The sequence below is a fragment of the Thermophilibacter mediterraneus genome, assembly GCF_900119385.1.
GTDB lineage: Bacteria > Actinomycetota > Coriobacteriia > Coriobacteriales > Atopobiaceae > Thermophilibacter > Thermophilibacter mediterraneus.
In genome coordinates, this window is record NZ_FPKO01000007.1 from 470686 (window position 1) to 487597 (window position 16912).

21 protein-coding genes are annotated in these 16912 nt (G+C 71.0%); 15 read left to right on the forward strand and 6 right to left on the reverse strand.

Going from position 1 to position 16912, the window contains the following annotated elements; translation table 11 throughout:
- Nucleotides 1-198: 198 nt before the first annotated feature.
- From BQ7106_RS02035 to BQ7106_RS02055, 5 genes are all read right to left on the reverse strand, one after another.
- On the reverse strand, nt 199-696 hold the full coding sequence (locus BQ7106_RS02035) for a dihydrofolate reductase (RefSeq protein WP_205407651.1): 498 nt from the start codon (nt 694-696) through the stop codon (nt 199-201).
- A gap of 40 nt (nt 697-736) precedes the next feature.
- Nucleotides 737-1585, reverse strand: coding sequence for a thymidylate synthase (gene thyA, locus BQ7106_RS02040; RefSeq protein ID WP_072370447.1), 849 nt, complete (start codon nt 1583-1585; stop codon nt 737-739).
- A gap of 27 nt (nt 1586-1612) precedes the next feature.
- Entirely contained in the window at nt 1613-1939 is a 327-nt protein-coding gene (locus tag BQ7106_RS02045) for a hypothetical protein (RefSeq protein WP_072370450.1), read from the reverse strand.
- A 74-nt stretch (nt 1940-2013) separates the two neighbouring features.
- The gene (locus BQ7106_RS02050; RefSeq protein ID WP_072370454.1) at nt 2014-2433 is read right to left on the reverse strand and encodes a (deoxy)nucleoside triphosphate pyrophosphohydrolase; all 420 of its coding nucleotides are present in this window, start codon (nt 2431-2433) and stop codon (nt 2014-2016) included.
- Nucleotides 2430-3170, reverse strand: a complete 741-nt coding sequence (locus tag BQ7106_RS02055) for an acyl-[acyl-carrier-protein] thioesterase (RefSeq protein ID WP_159431256.1) — start codon at nt 3168-3170, stop codon at nt 2430-2432. The genes BQ7106_RS02050 and BQ7106_RS02055 overlap by 4 nt, the downstream gene beginning before the upstream one ends.
- Nucleotides 3171-3317: 147 nt before the next feature.
- Between BQ7106_RS02055 and BQ7106_RS02060 the strand changes: the two genes are divergently transcribed.
- From BQ7106_RS02060 to BQ7106_RS02070, 3 genes are read left to right on the forward strand one after another with little or no spacing between them, the layout of a single operon-like run.
- A complete protein-coding gene (locus tag BQ7106_RS02060) occupies nt 3318-4385 on the forward strand; it encodes a Gfo/Idh/MocA family protein (protein WP_072370460.1) in 1068 nt (355 codons plus the stop codon).
- Nucleotides 4382-5080, forward strand: a complete 699-nt coding sequence (locus tag BQ7106_RS02065) for an AzlC family ABC transporter permease (RefSeq protein WP_072370463.1) — start codon at nt 4382-4384, stop codon at nt 5078-5080. The genes BQ7106_RS02060 and BQ7106_RS02065 overlap by 4 nt, the downstream gene beginning before the upstream one ends.
- Entirely contained in the window at nt 5077-5388 is a 312-nt protein-coding gene (locus BQ7106_RS02070) for an AzlD domain-containing protein (protein WP_072370466.1), read from the forward strand. Before BQ7106_RS02065 ends, BQ7106_RS02070 begins: the two co-directional genes overlap by 4 nt.
- 25 nt (nt 5389-5413) lie before the next feature.
- Here the strand turns inward: BQ7106_RS02070 and BQ7106_RS02075 are convergent, their stop codons facing one another.
- Nucleotides 5414-6388: a diacylglycerol/lipid kinase family protein gene (locus BQ7106_RS02075; RefSeq protein ID WP_072370470.1), complete on the reverse strand. Its 975-nt coding sequence runs from the start codon at nt 6386-6388 to the stop codon at nt 5414-5416.
- A 108-nt stretch (nt 6389-6496) separates the two neighbouring features.
- Here BQ7106_RS02075 and rnd point away from each other — a divergent pair, with 108 nt between their 5' ends.
- The 12 genes from rnd to BQ7106_RS02135 all read left to right on the forward strand — a co-directional run.
- Nucleotides 6497-7627 carry a ribonuclease D gene (gene rnd, locus BQ7106_RS02080; protein ID WP_072370473.1) on the forward strand — a complete coding sequence of 377 codons (1131 nt, stop codon included), beginning with the start codon at nt 6497-6499 and terminating at the stop codon, nt 7625-7627.
- 76 nt (nt 7628-7703) lie between these two features.
- The gene (locus tag BQ7106_RS02085; RefSeq protein WP_072370476.1) at nt 7704-8408 is read left to right on the forward strand and encodes a zinc metallopeptidase; all 705 of its coding nucleotides are present in this window, start codon (nt 7704-7706) and stop codon (nt 8406-8408) included.
- Nucleotides 8409-8443: 35 nt separating this feature from the next.
- Entirely contained in the window at nt 8444-9754 is a 1311-nt protein-coding gene (gene xseA / locus BQ7106_RS02090; protein WP_240307403.1) for an exodeoxyribonuclease VII large subunit, read from the forward strand.
- Nucleotides 9755-9813: 59 nt separating this feature from the next.
- Entirely contained in the window at nt 9814-10086 is a 273-nt protein-coding gene (gene xseB, locus BQ7106_RS02095) for an exodeoxyribonuclease VII small subunit (protein ID WP_072370482.1), read from the forward strand.
- Between the two features lie 104 nt (nt 10087-10190).
- Entirely contained in the window at nt 10191-10535 is a 345-nt protein-coding gene (locus tag BQ7106_RS02100) for a histidine triad nucleotide-binding protein (RefSeq protein ID WP_072370485.1), read from the forward strand.
- 99 nt (nt 10536-10634) lie between these two features.
- Nucleotides 10635-11804 carry an acetate/propionate family kinase gene (locus BQ7106_RS02105; RefSeq protein WP_072370489.1) on the forward strand — a complete coding sequence of 390 codons (1170 nt, stop codon included), beginning with the start codon at nt 10635-10637 and terminating at the stop codon, nt 11802-11804.
- Between the two features lie 641 nt (nt 11805-12445).
- Nucleotides 12446-13423, forward strand: a complete 978-nt coding sequence (locus BQ7106_RS02110; RefSeq protein ID WP_072370492.1) for a glutamate ABC transporter substrate-binding protein — start codon at nt 12446-12448, stop codon at nt 13421-13423.
- A gap of 77 nt (nt 13424-13500) precedes the next feature.
- Nucleotides 13501-14160, forward strand: coding sequence for an amino acid ABC transporter permease (locus BQ7106_RS02115; RefSeq protein WP_072370495.1), 660 nt, complete (start codon nt 13501-13503; stop codon nt 14158-14160).
- Complete coding sequence (locus tag BQ7106_RS02120) at nt 14157-14990, forward strand: amino acid ABC transporter permease (protein WP_072370498.1); 834 nt, start codon at nt 14157-14159, stop codon at nt 14988-14990. Before BQ7106_RS02115 ends, BQ7106_RS02120 begins: the two co-directional genes overlap by 4 nt.
- A gap of 22 nt (nt 14991-15012) precedes the next feature.
- A complete protein-coding gene (locus tag BQ7106_RS02125; RefSeq protein ID WP_072370501.1) occupies nt 15013-15771 on the forward strand; it encodes an amino acid ABC transporter ATP-binding protein in 759 nt (252 codons plus the stop codon).
- A gap of 82 nt (nt 15772-15853) precedes the next feature.
- The gene (locus BQ7106_RS02130; protein WP_072370504.1) at nt 15854-16603 is read left to right on the forward strand and encodes a gamma-glutamyl-gamma-aminobutyrate hydrolase family protein; all 750 of its coding nucleotides are present in this window, start codon (nt 15854-15856) and stop codon (nt 16601-16603) included.
- 18 nt (nt 16604-16621) lie between these two features.
- Nucleotides 16622-16912 (forward strand): ATP-binding cassette domain-containing protein (locus BQ7106_RS02135; protein ID WP_205407652.1); only part of this gene is annotated, 291 nt, incomplete at its 3' end.

Here is a 16912-nt window from a genome sequence, read left to right on the forward strand (position 1 = left end):
CCGGGGTACCCAATCGCAGCCGAAAGTCGTCATTTCGGGCGAGAAGAACGTGCGTCGTGGCGTTGGGGGCTCCGGGACGACCGCATCTACTGCCTCGAACATAAAAAGTTATACCCAACCGCCCGGGGTTCGGGCGCAAGGGGCGGTTGTGGGAAGCGCGGGCGCGTCCGGCCGCGACGAAGACGCGCGGGAGGGTGGCTACGCCCGTGCGTACGTCACGAAGTCGAACGCGATGCCCTCATCGGTGGTTCCCCCGGGACGCTCCTCGACGACCCTCCAGGCCGGGTCGGCGTCGAGGTCGGGGAAGAACGCGTCGGCGGTCCGTGTGCAGCGGTTGCGCGTCACGACGGCGCGCTCGCAGCGGGGGAGCGTCTGGCGGTAGATCTCGGCGCCCCCGATGACCCACGCCTCGTCCTCGTCGGCGACGGCGGAGAGCGCCTCTTCGATGGAGTGCGCCACCTCGACCCCCTCGCGCGCGAACGCGGCGTCGCGGGTGAGCACGATGTTGCGGCGGTTCCTGAGGGGCCGCCCCCCGGGAAGGCTCTCGAGCGTGCGACGGCCCATGATCACGGTGTGGCCGGTCGTGCACGCGACGAAGTGCCTCATGTCCTCGCGGTTGCGCACGACCATGTCACCGTCGAGACCGATTCCCCAGTCGTCGCACACCGCAACGATCGCGCTCACCCTGCAACTCATGTCTGTCCTTTCCGTGAGGGGCCGACCACCGGACGGGTGCTCAGACGGCGATGGGGATGTTCCTCACCTGGGGGCCGTGCTCGTAGCCCTCGACGATGAGGTCGTCGGTCGTGAAGTCGTAGAAGTCGGTCACCTCGGGGTTGAGGCTCACCCGGGGGGCCGGGAAGGTGGGGCGTGAGATGAGCTCCCGGACGATCTCCACGTGGCGGTCGTAGATGTGCGCGTCCGCGATCATGTGGACGAGCTCGCCGGCGACCATGCCGCTCACCTGAGCCACCATCATGAGCAGGATCGCGTACTGGCAGACGTTCCAGTTGTTTGCCGCGAGCACGTCCTGGCTGCGCTGGACGAGCACCATGTTGAGGGTGGGCCGGTCCTCTCCCGGCTCCTGCGTCACGTTGTAGATGGCGTTGTACGCGCAGGGGTACAGGTTCATCTCGTGGAGGTCGGCAAACGTGTAGAGGTTGGTCATGATGCGCCGCGAGTAGGGGTTCTCGCGCAGGTCAAAGAGGACCCGGTCCATCTGGTCGAACTCGCCCTCCGGGTAGCGGCTGCGCACGCCGACCTGATAGCCGTACGCCTTGCCGATAGAGCCCGACTCGTCCGCCCACTCGTCCCAGATGTGGGAGTTGAGGTCGTGGATGTTGCTCGACTTGCGCTGGTAGATCCAGAGGACCTCGTCCATCGCCGACTTGAGCGCCGTGCGCCGAAGCGTCAGCGCCGGGAACTCCTCGCGCAGGTCGTAGCGGTTGCACACGCCGAACCGCTTGATCGTGTAGGCGGGGGACCCGTCCTCCCACCGCGGGCGGACCCGCTGGCCCTCGGTGGTGGTGCCGTGTTCGATGATGTCGGAGCACATGGAGATGAAGATGTCGTCCGCCTTGCTCATGGGGCTCCCGTCCGGCGCGCGCCGCGCCTAGCCAAGGTATCCGTAGGTGTGGTGCTCGACGAGGTCGACCTCGTCGAGGATCTCGTCGAGAAGGTCCTCGGGCTCGTAGCCTCGGTCCGTGTCGCGCCCGTACCCGTATCCCTGCCCGTATACGCCGACGTTGCGCAGCGCAACGTCCGAGATCGACGTGGCGCAGCTCGAGAGCCCCGCGCACAGCGCGAGGAGAAGGGCGACGGCAACGCCGAAGATGACGTAGGCGGCGTGCCCCGACCGAGCGTTGTCGGGGCTCGTCGTCGCGCTCGCGCTCTCGATGATCGGCTCGCCCTGCGGGGCGTCGTCGTGCTTCTCGTCCATGCGGTCTCCTCTCGGGCTCTCATGTCATAGTAGGGCATGGCGAGGCCCCCCGCCATGCCCCTGCGGCGCGGCGCCTAGAGCATCTGGTCGCCGATCGCCTCGTCCCAGTAGTACGTGAGCCCGCGCGCGAGGTCGAGGTCGGCGGGCAGCCACTCGACGTCGAGGAGCTCGTCTCGGGCGAGCCAGCGCAGCTCGTCGTGGACCCCCTCCCTCGCCGTGGGCTCGGAGGCTCCGGCGAGCGTGCAGACGTAGCAGTCCATCGTGAGGTGGAACTCGGGGTAGTCGTACTCAATGGTGTCGTAGAGCCAGCACGCGCCGACCTCGCAGCCGAGCTCCTCGCGCAGCTCGCGGCGCAGGGCCTGCACGGCGTCCTCCCCGCGCTCGACCTTGCCCCCCGGGAGCTCCCAGAGCCCCGCCCGCTCCCCGTCGGCCCTCCGGGCGGCGAGGACCCTCCCGTCGCGGTGGATGATCCCCGCGCTCACGTGAACGCTCATGCGCGTCCCTCCCTCTCCCTGATCCTGACCATCGCGCGCGTCGCGCCGTCGTCCCCCGTGAGGTCGACGTCGCAGCCGCTCTCCGCGCGGTGCACCACGGGCACGAGCGCGTCGCCGAGAAACGTCATCGCCCGGTACTGCACCTGGAGCGTGAGCGGCGCCTCGGGCACCTCGAGCCCCGCCCCGTCGAGCGCCCGCAGGGCGAAGGACACGTAGCGCGCGTTGTTGACGTGGTGGTTGGTGTCGATGTCGCGTCGCTCGACCACGATCGGGGGACGGGCCTCGCCCGGCCCCTCCGGCACGATCCTGCGCCCCAGCGGCCCCATGGCGAGCGGGGGCCTGTCGGCGAGGTAGGCGAGCTGGTCCTCGGGCACGCGCGTCGCGCGCCCCCGGGCGGCGTCGTAGACGAACCACTGGGAGTCGGCCCTCGCGACCGTCGTGCCGCCCGCCTCGATCGTGAAGTTGCGCCGGGCGTGGGCGCGCGTCATCTCGTAGCACCAGGTCGACACGCGAACCCCCTCGCCGAAGGCGGGGATGCGGTCGACCTCGATCCGCCAGTTGGCGAGCACCCACGCGAGCCCCCGCCCCTCGAGCCCGTTGATCCCGCTCCCGATCTCGACCGACTGGAAGGACGAGCAGTCCTGCAGGTAGTTGGTCAGCGAGAAGAGCGAGAGGCGTCCGGCCTCGTCGCACTCGCTGTAGCGTACGCGTCCCTCGAAGGCGAACTCGGTGTCCATGGCGCTCCTCTGCGAAAGTGACCCCTCCACCATAGCAGTTCGCACGTTCGCGCGCCGGGGGCCGCCGAGCGAGCGGGCGACGCGGCGGTGTAGAATCTGCCCATCGGGTGCCCGCGCCGCGGGCAGCGCGCGGAGAGGAGCACAGCTATGGGCACGGTCAGGTTTGCGACCATCGGGACGAGCGGCATCTGCGAGCAGTTCTGCGAGGCTCTGGCCGAGGCCGCGGGCGCCGAGCTCGTGGCGTCGTACTCGCGCGACCTCGCGCGGGCGCGCGAGTTCGGCGAGCGCTTCGGGGCGACGGAGTTCTTCGACGACCTCGCCGCGCTCGCCGCGAGCGACGCGGTCGACGCCGTGTACGTGGCGAGCCCCAACGGCGCCCATGCGGCCCAGGCGCTCGCCATGGTCGCGGGCGTCAAGCACGTGCTCGTGGAGAAGGCGTTCGCGTCCAACGAGCGCGAGGCGCGCCTCGTCTTCGATGCGGCGCGCGAGGCGGGGCTCGTCGCCATGGAGGCGACGCGCAGCCTGCACGTCCCGAGCTTCGCCGAGGTCGAGCGCATCGTCTCCGGGGAGCTCGGGCAGGTCCGCAAGGCCACGATGCGCTTCTCGAAGGTCACCTCGCGCATGGCCCGCCTGCTCGCGGGGGAGCGGCTCAACATCTTCGACCCGCGCCTCGCCGGCGGGGCGCTCATGGACATCGGCGTCTACTGCGTGGAGCCGGCGGTCGCGCTCTTCGGGCGACCCGAGCGCGTGAGCTCCATCTCGGTCACGACCGAGGTGCCCGGGTGCGCGGAGGACGACCCGTACCGCACCATCGACCTCGCCGGCGAGGCGCTGCTCGGCTACCCGGACAAGGTCGTGAGCCTCTCCTACGGGAAGACGAGCGACGACTGCCTGGGGTCTCAGGTGGAGGGGGAGCGAGGCACCCTCGTGTGGGACGCCATCTCGTGCCCCGTGAACCTGCGCCTGCACGAGCCCGAGGGGGGCGGCCAGGTGTTCCGCATGGGCGCCTCGGAGCTGCGCCCCGTCTCGACGAGCGTTCCCGAGCGCGACATGGTCTGCGAGATCGCCGACTTCGTCGCCGCTGTTCGCGGCGAGGGGAGCGCGCTCGACCGCGTGCGGCGCTACGAGGCCGTGACGCTCGACTCGCTCTTCGTCATGGACCAGATCCGCGCCCAGGCGGGCGTGCGCTTCCCGGCCGACGACGCGCTCCGATGAGCCTCGAGGACGTCCGCGCGGCCCTCCCCGTCGCGCTGCCGGTCATGATGGGGTACCTCGCGATCGGCGTCCCCTGCGGCGTCATGGCAGCGGAGGCGGGGCTCTCGCCGCTCGCCGCCTTCCTGCTGTCCGCGACGTTCTACTCGGGCGCCGGCCAGTTCATGATGGCGTCGCTCGCGCTCGCCGGGGTGCCGCTCGTCTCGATGGTGGCGAGCGTGGCGCTCGTGAGCACGCGGCAGCTGCTCTACTCGGCGGCGCTCGCGCCCTACCTGCGCTCCGCGCCCCGCCCGCTCGCGGCGCTCTTCGCCGCCACCGTCACCGACGAGAGCTTCGGCGTGAACCTCTCGCGCCTCGCGGGCGACGCGTCGTGGACGCCCGTCCGCGCCACGGTCGTGAACGTGGCGAGCATGCTCTCGTGGGCGGTCGCGAACGCGATCGGCGCCCTGGTCGGCCCCGCCCTCGCGATTCCCACGGCGGTCATGTCGTTCGCGATGACCTCGATCTTCATCTGCCTGCTCGCGGGGCAGCGCTGGTCGCGCGCGACGGTCGTCGTCGCGGCGAGCTCCGCCGCGGCGGTCGTCGCGCTCAAGGCGCTCGGCGCGGGCTCGCTCGCCGTGCTGGTCGGCGCGCTCGTCGGCGTGGCGGCGGGGCTCGCGTGCGCCTCGGGGGCGCGAGGGGGGAGGGCCTCGAGGTGAGCTCCTCGGAGTTCGTCGTGTTCTACCTCTGCGTGCTCGCGGTCATTCTCGCCTGCCGGTGCGTCCCGCTGCTCGCCCTGGGCGGCCGCGAGCTCTCGCCGCGGCTGAGCGAGGCGCTCGGGCTCATCCCTCCCGCCGCCTTCGCGGCCCTCGTTGCGAACGACCTGTTCGACCCCGCGTCGGGGATCGGCGTGCCCGCGCTCGCCTCCGCGGCGCTCGTGGTCGTGGTGGCGCGCCGGACCGGCTCGCTCATCTGGTGCGCGCTCGCGGGCATGGCGTCCTACGCGCTGCTCTCGCTCGCGCTCTGAGGGGCGGCTCGCGGCGCCGTCCGCGTCAGGCCTGCGGGTAGGCGATCACGTCGGACTCGCCGAAGCGCGACGAGCCGTCGTCGGCGGAGCCGTAGGGGCTCATGGCGTCGACCACAACGCGCACCGCGGCGCTCACCGCCCGTGCCGAGAAGGAGGTGACCTCGCCGGGGATGACCTCGCCGTCGATCTCGAGCGGGACGGGCGAGGACGAGCTCACCGTAATGCTGCTGCCCGCGAAGCTCTCGATGTGGGGGCGGCCGATGGCCTTGCCGGTCCGGTCGACGAGACCGAACGCGAGCGGCTTCAGGAGCTGCGCCGCGTCCTCGGTCTCGACGACGATGACGTTGAGCATGCCGTCGTCCATGCGACAGTCGGGCACGATCTGGATGTCGCCCTGGATCGTCGCGTTGTTGGCGACGAGGCAGGTGATCCCCTCCCTCTCCACGGTCGTCCCGTCCACGGTGATGGTGAAGCGCTCGACCGAGGGGCGCGGGTTGGCGAGCGCCGCGGCGAAGTAGGCCGCCTGCCCCATGACCGCCTTGTTGGGAAGGGCGGCCTGCATGAGCTGGGCGTCGAAGCCCGTGCCGGACATGAGCCCGAACCCGCGCGTGCGCGTCGCGCCCGTCTCGTCGCGCCAGCTGAGCTCGCCGAGGTCGATGGCGGCCGTCTTCCCGATGCGGCAGGCGCGTGCCAGTGCCGAGGGCTCGGGCGCGTTGCCGATGTTGGCGCACAGGAGGTTGGCGGTCCCGGAGGGGAAGACGCAGGCGGGGACCTCGCGCCCGCGCAGGGCGTAGAGCAGGCTCGACACCGTTCCGTCTCCGCCCGAGACCACGACCATGTCGAACTCCTCGGCGTCGGCGCAGGCGTCCGTCGCGTCGAAGTCGCCCGCGAGGACGCGCATGACGCACTCGTCGCCGGGGTGCGCGAGCGCCCGCTCGAACTGGAAGATGGCGTCCGAGCCGAAGCCGGACTTTGGATTGTGAATGACGAGCGTGCGCACGGTCCTTCTCCCATCGGGAACGACGCCGGGGTTTGGCTATCATTGTGTCGGCCCATGGCCGCCTCACCACAGTGTACCCAAACCTCGCATGAGAGGACCTGAGCGCCCTTGTACCTTTCTACCTACGACCAGCTCGAGGCCTTCTGCGCCCGCGCCGCAGGCTCCAAGGTCATCGCCGTCGACACCGAGTTCCTGCGCGAGAAGACCTACTTCCCCAAGCTCTGCCTCGTCCAGGTGAGCTTCGGCGACGAGATCGCCGCCATTGACCCGCTCGCGATCGACGACCTCTCGCCGCTCGCGCGCCTCTTCGAGGACCGCTCGGTCACCAAGGTGTTCCACGCGTGCTCGCAGGACCTCGAGGTCATCCTCGACGGCATGGGGTGCGTCTGCGCCCCGGTCTTCGACACGCAGCTCGCGGCGGCGTTCCTCGGGCTGCGCCAGCAGGTGAGCTACGGGGCGCTCGTGGAGGCGTACTGCGGCGTGCGCCTGCCCAAGGCGGAGTCGCTCACGGACTGGTCGCGCCGCCCGCTCGACCCCGAGCAGCTCGACTACGCGGAGGACGACGTCCGCTACCTCCCCGGCATCTATGGGCGGATGGTGTCGCAGCTCGTCGAGGGCGACCGGCTCTCGTGGGTGCTCCCCGAGATGGAGGCGCTCTGCGACCCCTCGCGCATCCGCCGCGCCCCCGAGGAGGCCTACCTGCGGCTGCGTCGCGCCGGATCGCTCACGCGCCGGCAGCTCGCGCTCGCCCGCGAGGTCTGCGCCTGGCGGGAGCGCAGCGCCGCGGAGCGGGACATCCCCCGCAAGTGGGTGGCGTCGGACGAGGTGGTCGTCGAGATCTGCAAGCGCGCCCCCGGCTCGCTCGAGCGGCTCCGGCGCATCCGCGGCACCGACCAGATCCCCGAGCGCGACGCTCGCGGCCTCATCGAGGCGGTCGCGCGCGGCCAGGCGTGCCCGGCCGACGAGTGCCCCAAGGTCAACCGCCACCTCAGGCCCTCGCCCGAGACCGAGGGCGTGATCGACCTCATGTACGCGGTGCTCAGGCTCGTCTCCGAGCGCAGCGGCGTCGCGACCCAGCTCATCGCCACCAGAGACGACCTGCTCGACTTCCTGCAGGACCGCGAGAGCTCCCCGCTGTCGCGCGACTGGCGCTGGGAGCTCGCGGGGCGCACCCTGGCCCGGCTGCTCTCGGGCGAGGTCGGCCTCACCGTCAAGGAGGGCCGCATCGAGCTGCTGTAGGGGTCGGCAGAGAGGGGCGACTTGTGTCCGGCGCACTGGGTAGAATGAACCCATGACCCCGAGATTGGAGCTTTCCATGCCTCTCTACTACGGATTCGGCTACGGCATAGACATGGGCTACTACCTGATAGCCCTCGTCGCCCTCGTGATCGGCGGCGCCGCCCAGGCCTACATCAGGAGCACCTATCGCAAGTGGTCGCAGGTGCCCGCCCGCGTGGGCGGCACGGGCGCCGACGTGGCGCGGCGCATGCTCGAGGAGGGCGGCGCGGCGGGCGTGGGCATCACGCGGACCCCCGGCAGCCTGACCGACCACTACGACCCGCGAGACAACCGGCTCCACCTCTCCGACGACAACTATCGGGGCGCCTCGGTCGCCTCGGTGGCGGTCGCCTGCCACGAGGCGGGCCACGCCATCCAGGCCGCCCGCGGGTTCGGGCTCTACCGCCTGCGCACGGCGCTCGTCCCCGCGGTCAACGTCGCCCAGCAGTTCTGGGTTGTCGTGCTGCTCGCGGGGGTGCTCCTCAACACCCTCGGCCTCGTCCAGCTCGCGCTCGCGCTCTTCGCGGTGTCCGTGCTCTTCCAGGTCGTGACGCTCCCCGTCGAGATCGACGCCTCGCGGCGCGCCGTCGCGTACCTCTCCGCGGCGGGGTCGGGCCTCGACGAGAAGGGCGCGCGCTCGGTGCTCACCGCCGCCGCCCTCACGTACGTCGCGGCCGCCCTCACCTCGATCATCCAGCTCGTCTACCTGCTCGGTCGCTACGGCGGACGGGGCGAGGAGTGATGGGGGAGCGCCGAGGGGGGCAGGAGCCCATCAGCGTGTCCGACGCCGTCGCGCTCGCCAAGGGCGCCGTCTCGTCATGGCCCACGCTCGTCGTGAACGGCGAGGTCTCGGGGTTCCGTGGCCCCAACGCCCGGTCCGGGCACTGCTACTTCGAGGTCAAGGACGACGGCGCCTCCATGAGCGTCATCGTGTGGCGCGGGACCGCCGCCAAGATGGGGTTCCAGCTTCGTGACGGCCTCGCGGTGCAGCTCACGGGCAAGTTCGACGTCTACCAGGCCTCCGGAAGGCTCTCCTTCGTCGCGAGCAGGGTGGAGGCCGCCGGGGAGGGGCTCCTGCGCCAGCAGGTCGCGGAGCTCGCGCGCCGCCTCGAGCGCGAGGGGCTCATGGACCCGGCCCGCAAGCGCCGCATCCCCGCGTTCTGCTCGCGCGTGTGCGTGGTGACGTCGCTGTCGGGCAGCGTCATCGAGGACGTCAGGCGCACGCTCGCCCGCAGGAACCCCCTCGTCGAGATCGACGTCGTGGGGTGCTCGGTGCAGGGCGCCGACGCCCCCGCCACGATCATGCGCGCCCTCGGCGTCGCGGCCGCGTCTCGCCCCGAGGCCATCCTGCTCGTCCGCGGAGGGGGCTCCTTCGAGGACCTCATGTGCTTCAACGACGAGGCGCTCGCGCGCGCCATAGCCGCGTGCCCGGTCCCGGTGGTGACGGGCATCGGGCACGAGCCCGACACCACCATCGCCGACATGGTGGCGGACCGTCGCGCCTCGACGCCCACCGCCGCCGCGGAGTCGGTCGCTCCCGCGATCGACGAGGTCGAGCGCCAGATGCTCCAGCGGCAGGTCCGGCTCGGGCGCGCCGTGTCCGCCGCGGTCGCGGTGCGCTCGCAGCGCGTCGAGGCGCTCGCGCGGGCCATGGGCGCCGCCGCGGAGTCCCAGCTCTCCCGCAGGCGCGTCGCGCTCGAGGCGCTCGGCTCCCGCACCTGCCTGCGGGACCCGCTCGCGCCCCTCCTCGCGCGCCGCGCGGACCTCGACCAGACCGCCGAGCGCCTCCACGACGCCATCCCGCGCTCCCTCGCGAGGCGCGGGGAGGCCCTCGCGGCGTCCGCCGCGCGCCTCTCGGAGCTGGCCCCGCGGCTCACGCGTCCGGCGGAGGGCGCGCTCGCGCGGCTCGCCGCCTCGCTCGAGGCGCTCTCTCCGCTCGCGGTCCTCGCGCGCGGCTACGCCATCGCGCGAGACGCGCAGGGCCGCGTCGTGAGGTCCGCCGGGGACCTCTCCGTCGGTGACGAGCTGCGCGTGACGCTCGGGTCCGGCGAGCTCGAGGCAACGGTGAGCGCGACGCACGACGAGTAGGCCGCCCCGTCCCGCGGGGGCGAGGGCGACGCATCAACAGACCAGGATAGGAGAAGGACATGGCAGACAAGGTAGCGGCCGACATCGAGGCCATGACGTTCAAGGAGGCCTCCATCGAGCTCGAGCAGATCGTGCGGCAGCTCGAGTCCGGCGACCTCGAGCTCGAGGAGTCGCTCGAGCGGTACGCGCGCGGCGTCGAGATCCTGAGGAGCCTGCGCGAGCGTCTCGCCGGCGCGGAGCAGAAGGTCCGCGTCCTTCTCGACGCGACCGACGAGTCGGCGCCCGTCACGGACACCTCCTCCGCGCCGAGCACCGCGTACCTCGGCGAGTAGCGCCCCCCGGCGCGCCGGCCACCGGCCCCCGGGGGCCGCCCGGCGCCCGACTCGCGGACGGCTACAATGGAGCCGTATGCCGCCAGCTTCCGATTGGAGCCACCATGTCCGACTGCATCTTCTGCAAGATCGCCAACGGGGAGATCCCGAGCGAGTTCCTCTACGAGGACGACAACGTCGTCGCCTTCAACGACCTCAACCCCCAGGCGCCCGTCCACGTGCTCGTGGTCCCCAAGGCCCACCACGACAACTTCGTCGACGACGTCCCCGCCGAGACGCTGCTCTCGATGGAGCGCGCCGTGAGGGCCGTCGCCGAGAGGACCGGCGTCGCCGAGTCGGGCTTCCGCTGCATCATGAACACGGGCGCCGCCGCCGGCCAGACCGTCATGCATCTTCACATGCACGTGCTCGGCGGGCGCGGCCTCGGCGAGGGGCTCCTCCCCGCCTGATTTTTTGTCCCTGCGCACGGGCCCGCGGCTGGGTCGCGGGCGTATCATGGGTGCCACAGTCACAACGAGGGGCGGGGGAGCCCCCGCGAGAGGAGAGTCATGAACGTCCTTGTCATCAACGCCGGCAGCTCGTCGCTCAAGTACCAGCTTCTTGACGTCGACACGCGCGAGGTCTACGCGAAGGGCAACTGCGAGCGCATCGGCATCGACGGCTCGTTCGTCGGTCACGAGGAGCTGGGCGGGGAGAAGCAGAAGCTCGAGGTCGAGCTCCCCGACCACAAGACCGCCATCAAGTACGTCTTCGACATCCTCAAGACGGTCGACAAGCCCATCGGCGGCATCGGCCACCGCGTGGTCCAGGGCGGCTGGTACTTCCCCGAGTCCGCGGTCGTGACCGACGAGACCCTCGCCTGGGTCCGCGAGGTCGCCCCGCTCGCCCCGCTGCACAACTACGCCGAGGCCGACGTCATCGAGATCTGCCGCGACATGTTCCCCGAGATCGGCAACGTCATCGTCCCTGACACCGCCTTCCACTACAACATGCCCGAGCGCGCCTGGCGCTACGCCCTCCCGCGCGACGTCGTGGACAAGTACCACGTCCGCAAGTACGGCGCCCACGGCACGAGCCACCGCTTCATCTGGCGCTCCACCAAGGAGCTGCTGGGCGACAAGTGCCACAAGCTCGTGAGCTGCCACCTCGGCTCCGGCGCCTCCCTCTGCGCCATCGAGGACGGCGCGTGCATGGACACCACGATGGGCCTCACCCCGCTCGACGGCCTCATCATGGGCACGCGCTGCGGCACGCTCGACCCCGCCACGGTGTTCTACCTCAACCGCGTGGGCGGCTACTCCATCGATGACATCGACACGATGATGAACAAGCAGTCCGGCCTCCTCGCCGTCTCCGGCGTGTCGTCCGACTCCCGCGACGTCGAGGACGGCGCCGCGAAGGGCGACGCCAACTGCCAGATGGCCCTCGACATGTTCTACTACCGCACCTCCCAGCTCATCGCCGAGATGGCCGCCTCGATGGAGGGCTTCGACACGATGGTCTTCACCGCGGGCATCGGCGAGAACTCCGACGAGATGCGCGCCGGCGTGGCGGAGCGCCTCGGCTGGATGGGCGTCAAGATCGACCCCGAGAAGAACGCCGGCCGCGCGAGCGAGCCGCGCGTCATCTCCGCCGACGACTCCGCTGTGACCGTCCTCGTGGTCCCCACCAACGAGGAGTACATGATTGCCCTCGACGTCGAGGAGCTGCTGGGGTAGCGCTTGCCGCTCGTCGCGCGTCCCCGGGGCCCGGCTCAGCGTGAGCCGGGCCCTCTTTTCTGTGAGCTGAACAGTGTTGAGAGGCAAAACCGGTCCGCTCCGGAGCTGGCGAGGGCGGCGGGCGCACCTGTCTTCGTCCGGCCGCGGCGCCGCCCGGCCGGGCTGCCGGCTGGCCGAGCTGCCGATTGGCCGGGCTGCCGGCTGGCCGAGCTGCCGGCTGGCCGGGCTGCCGGCTGGCCGAGCTGCCGATTGGCCGGGCTGCCGGCTGGTCGAGCATGCCATATTGCCCAGACTGCCATATGGCACAGAACGGGGCCCCGGAGGGGGCGGAACCGTGCGCCCAGGCATGCTCGGGCCGCCTCCCCGCGTCGCGCAGGCCGGCCTTGCCGCCTCCCCGCATCGCGTCTGCCGGCCCTGCGCCCCCGGTCGGCGGCGCGGCCGACGGGTGCCCGGCCCGCGGGGGCCGCGACGGCGGGAGGGCCCAGCGCTCAGCCCATCTCGTCTCTTGCCCGGGAGTCCCCGGCGGCCGACCGTACGGTTAGCGCTTCATTTCGCCGCGCTCGCCCAGCCGAATATAATCCCGCCTCTTGGGTAGACTTTAAGAATGTGCCGCTGGGGACACCTAGGGAAAGGAATCCAGCATGACGCTTGACAACCTCACGATCGGCCGCCGCCGCGCGATCGGCCTCGCCGCCGCGACGCTTGCCACGGCGGGACTCGCCGCGTGCGACACCGGGGAGGGGACGGACGCCCCCGCCGGCGATGCATCGGACGAGCAGCAGAGCGAGGAGGCGCAGCTCGACGCAACGGCCTATGACGAGCTGCTCGCGACCGGCCCCGTCGCCGACGACGCCACCGTCTCGGCGAGCGAGTGGGCCACGGCGGTGCGCGACGCGGGCACCCTGCGCGTGGGCGGCGTCCAGACCTCCATGCTCTTCAGCCTGCTCAACGAGGTCGACGGCCGCACCCGCGGCTTCGACGCCGGACTCTCGCAGCTGCTCACCCGCTACGTCCTGGGCGACGAGTGGGCGCAGGAGATCACGCAGGTCACCTCCGACACGCGCGAGTCGGTCCTCCAGAACGACCAGGTCGACTGCGTTTTCGCCACCTACTCGATCAATGACGACCGCAAGGAGGTCATCTCCTTCGCCGGCCCCTACTACACCACGCAGCAGTCCATCCTCGTGATGGCCGACAACACCGACATCAACTCCGTCGAGGACCTCGCCGGCCGCAACGTCGCCGCCCAGTCCGGCTCCACCGGCCCCTCCATCCTGGAGGAGTACGCGCCCGACGCCAACATCCAGGAGTTCTCCACCGACGAGGAGGCCCGCACGGCGCTCTCGCAGGGCCGCGTGGACGCCTACGTCATCGACACCACCATGCAGATGGGCTCGATGACGCGCAACCCGGGACGCTACCGCCTCGCCGGCGATCCCTTCGGCCCGGTCGACGCCTACGGCATCGGCCTGCCGCTGGGCTCCGACGGCGTCGACTTCGTGAACGCGTTCCTGAGTGAGATCGAGGACTCCGGCCTCTGGGCGGACCTCTGGCAGGTCTGCATCGGCGACCGTGCCGGCATCGACGAGGTCCCCGAGCCGCCCGCAATCGGCGCGTAGCGGACGCCAGGATTCAAGTGCGCTTGGGGCCTCCGTGGCGCGCGCCGACGGAGGCCCCATCTGCGTAAGGAGGTTCCATGGGGCTCTCGGAGCTTCTCTCGACGTTTGGGCAGAACTACCTCGACGGCCTGCTCGCCACGTGGAGCATGACGGCGGTGTCGTTCGTGCTCGTGATGGTGCTCTCCGTGCTCGTCACGGTTGCGAGGGTCTCGCCCTTCGCCCCGCTGCGTGCGGTGGGCGACCTCTACGTGCAGGTCTTCCGTAACATTCCCGGCGTGGCGCTGCTCATCATCATCGCCTACGCCCTCCCGTACCTGCGCGTCGTCCTTGACTGGCGCACCTGCGTCATCTCGGCCACCGTGCTCATGGCGACGGCCTTCGGGTCCGAGAACTTCATGAGCGGCATCAACACCATCGGCGTGGGGCAGGTCGAGGCCGCGCGCTCCCTCGGGCTCTCCTTCGGGCAGGTCCTGAGGCGCGTCGTGATTCCCCAGGCGCTCCGCTCCACGGTGCTTCCCATGACCAACCTGCTCATCGCCGTGATGCTCACCACGGCGCTCGGCTCGCAGGTCCCGCTGTCGCCGCCCGAGCTCACGGGCGTCGTCGACTACGTCAACTCGCGCGCCACCGGCGGGGTCCTCGCGTTTCTGGTCTCCGCGGCGGGCTACCTGGTCACCGCGTTCGTCATCTCGCTCGTGGGCAACCGCATCGACCGGAAGGTGAGGATCTTGCGATGAAGACGCGCCCGCCCAAGCCGCAGACCATGCGCGACGCGCTCTACGAGGCGCCCGGACCGCGCACGCGCAAAAGGATCGCCCTGGGGACGGCCGTCTCGGCCGTCCTGGTGCTCCTGGGCGCGGCCGCCGTCGTGTGGCAGTTCTACGTGACGGGGCAGCTCTCTGCGCGCTACTGGTCGTTCTTCCTGCAGTGGACCACGTGGCGCTTCCTGCTCCAGGGACTGCTCGGCACCGTGCAGGTCGCCGCGACCGCTGGCGTCATCGCGCTCGTGCTGGGCCTGCTGCTCATGCTCGGGCGCACCAGCGGCGTCCGTCCGCTCGCGGCGGCATGCCGCGTGGTCACGGACTTCTTCCGCGGGGTCCCGAGCCTCCTGCTCATCTACTTCTTCTTCCTCGTGGTGCCCCAGTACGGCGTCAAGATGCCGAGCTTCTGGATGCTCACGCTTCCGGTTGCGCTCGCCGCCTCGGGCGTGCTCGCCGAGGTGTTCCGCGCCGGCGTGAACGCCGTTCCCAGGGGGCAGGTGGAGGCGGCCAAGTCCATCGGCCTCTCCCCGGCCAGGACCATGTTCAAGATCGTCCTGCCACAGGCGGTGCGCTACGTCATCCCGTCGCTGATCGCCCAGCTCGTGGTCGTGGTCAAGGACACGACGGTCGCCTACGTGGTGAGCTACCCCGACCTCATGCAGAACGCCCGCGTGCTCATCACGCGCTACGACGCGCTCGTCTCCATGTACCTCGTGGTGGCCGTGGTCTACATCCTCATCAACTACGCGATCAACAGGGCGTCCGTCTACGTGGCGCACCGCACCGGCGTCAAGATCATCCGCTAGCGGAACCGAACGGAGGGGCAGCATGCAGAGCGCCACCGAGAAGGGCACTCCCGTCATCGAGCTCAGGCACGTCGAGAAGCACTTCGGCGACCTTCACGTCCTGCGGGACGTCAACCTCGCGGTCGGAAGGGGGGAGGTGCTCGTCGTGGTGGGGCCGTCCGGCTCCGGGAAGTCCACGATGTGCCGGACCATCAACCGCCTGGAGACCATCGACTCCGGCGAGATCCTCATCGAGGGCGAGCCGCTGCCGCAGGAGGGCCGCGAGCTCGCGCGCATGCGCGCCGAGCTGGGCATGGTCTTCCAGCAGTTCAACCTCTTCGCGCACATGACGGTGCTCGACAACGTCACCCTGGGTCCGCGCGACGTGCTCGGCGTGCCGCGCGAGGAGGCGGAGCGCCAGGCCATGGAGCTGCTCGAGCGCGTCGGCGTCGCGGAGCAGGCCCACAAGGTCCCCGCGCAGCTCTCGGGCGGGCAGCAGCAGCGAGCCGCCATCGCGCGCTCGCTCGCCATGCGTCCCAAGGCAATGATGTTCGACGAGCCCACCTCGGCGCTCGACCCCGAGATGATCAACGAGGTGCTCGACGTCATGGTGGAGCTTGCGCGTGAGGGCATGACGATGGTCGTGGTCACGCACGAGATGAGCTTCGCGCGCCGCGTGGCGGACCGCGTGGTCTTCATGGCCGACGGCCAGATCGTGGAGGAGGGCTCGCCCGACGAGTTCTTCGACCATCCCCGGAGCCAGCGCGCCCGCGACTTCCTGGACTCCATCAGGGGCCACTAGGCAGGCGCGTCGCACCGCCGCGCCGCGCGCCGCACGACCTCGCACGACACCGCACCCCGCGTTCCGAAAGGAGCCGCCAAGCATGGCATCGCGTCGTCCCCTCGTCCTCGTCTCCCCGCGCTGGGAGCGCAAGACCCCGACCGCCCAGGTCCCCGAGCAGCTCGCGACCGAGGAGAGCATGGCCTGCGTCTTCGCCGACGCGCTCGTCGCGGCGGGGGCGACCCCCCTCATGATGGCGCTCACCGACGACGACGCGGTCCTCGACCACTACCTCGAGCTGGCCGACGGCCTCGCCGTGCCGGGCGGCCAGGACGTCGACCCGCGCCTGTGGGGCGACGACGCCCCCTACGACGAGGGTCTCCTCTGCCCCGAGCGCGACCGCTTCGAGAGCCGCCTGCTGCGGCGCGCGCTCGAGCTCGACAAGCCCATCCTCACGACCTGCCGGGGCACGCAGCTCCTGAACGTCGTGCTCGGCGGGACGCTCTGCATGGACGTGCCGGGCCTCGAGCCTCGGGAGGGGATGGCGCTGTGGCGCCACCAGATGGTGCTCAACGACCCCGCCCACCCCGTCGAGGTCGAGGGGGGATCGGCCCTCTCCCGCGCGCTCGGCGGCGCCACGCTCGTCCAGGCGAACTCGAGCCACCACTGCTGCGTCGGCCGCCTCGGCGAGGGCGCGCGCCTCGTCGCCCGCGCCACCGACGGCGTTCCCGAGGGCATCGAGGTGCCCGGCGCGCGCTTCTGCGTTGGCGTGCAGTGGCACCCCGAGTACACCTGGCGCTCCCTGGAGACCGACCGCGCGCTCTGGCGCTCGTTCGTGGAGGCGTGCCGCTGAGCCTCGTGCATGAGGACCATGCTCACGGACGGAGGGGGAGGCGTCTCCGGCGGGCAGCGGCAGCGGATCCTCATCGCCCGCGCCGTTGCGGCGCGCCCCCGCATCCTGATCTTCGACGAGGCGACGAGCGCGCTCGACAACGTGACGCAGCGGGCGGTCTCCGACTCGCTCGGCGCGCTCGGCTGCACGCGCGTCGTGGTCGCGCACCGCCTCTCGACGATCAGGAACTGCGACCGCGTCGTGGTGATCGACGACGGGCACATCGTCGAGGACGGGACCTACGACGAGCTCATGGGGGCGGGCGGGCTC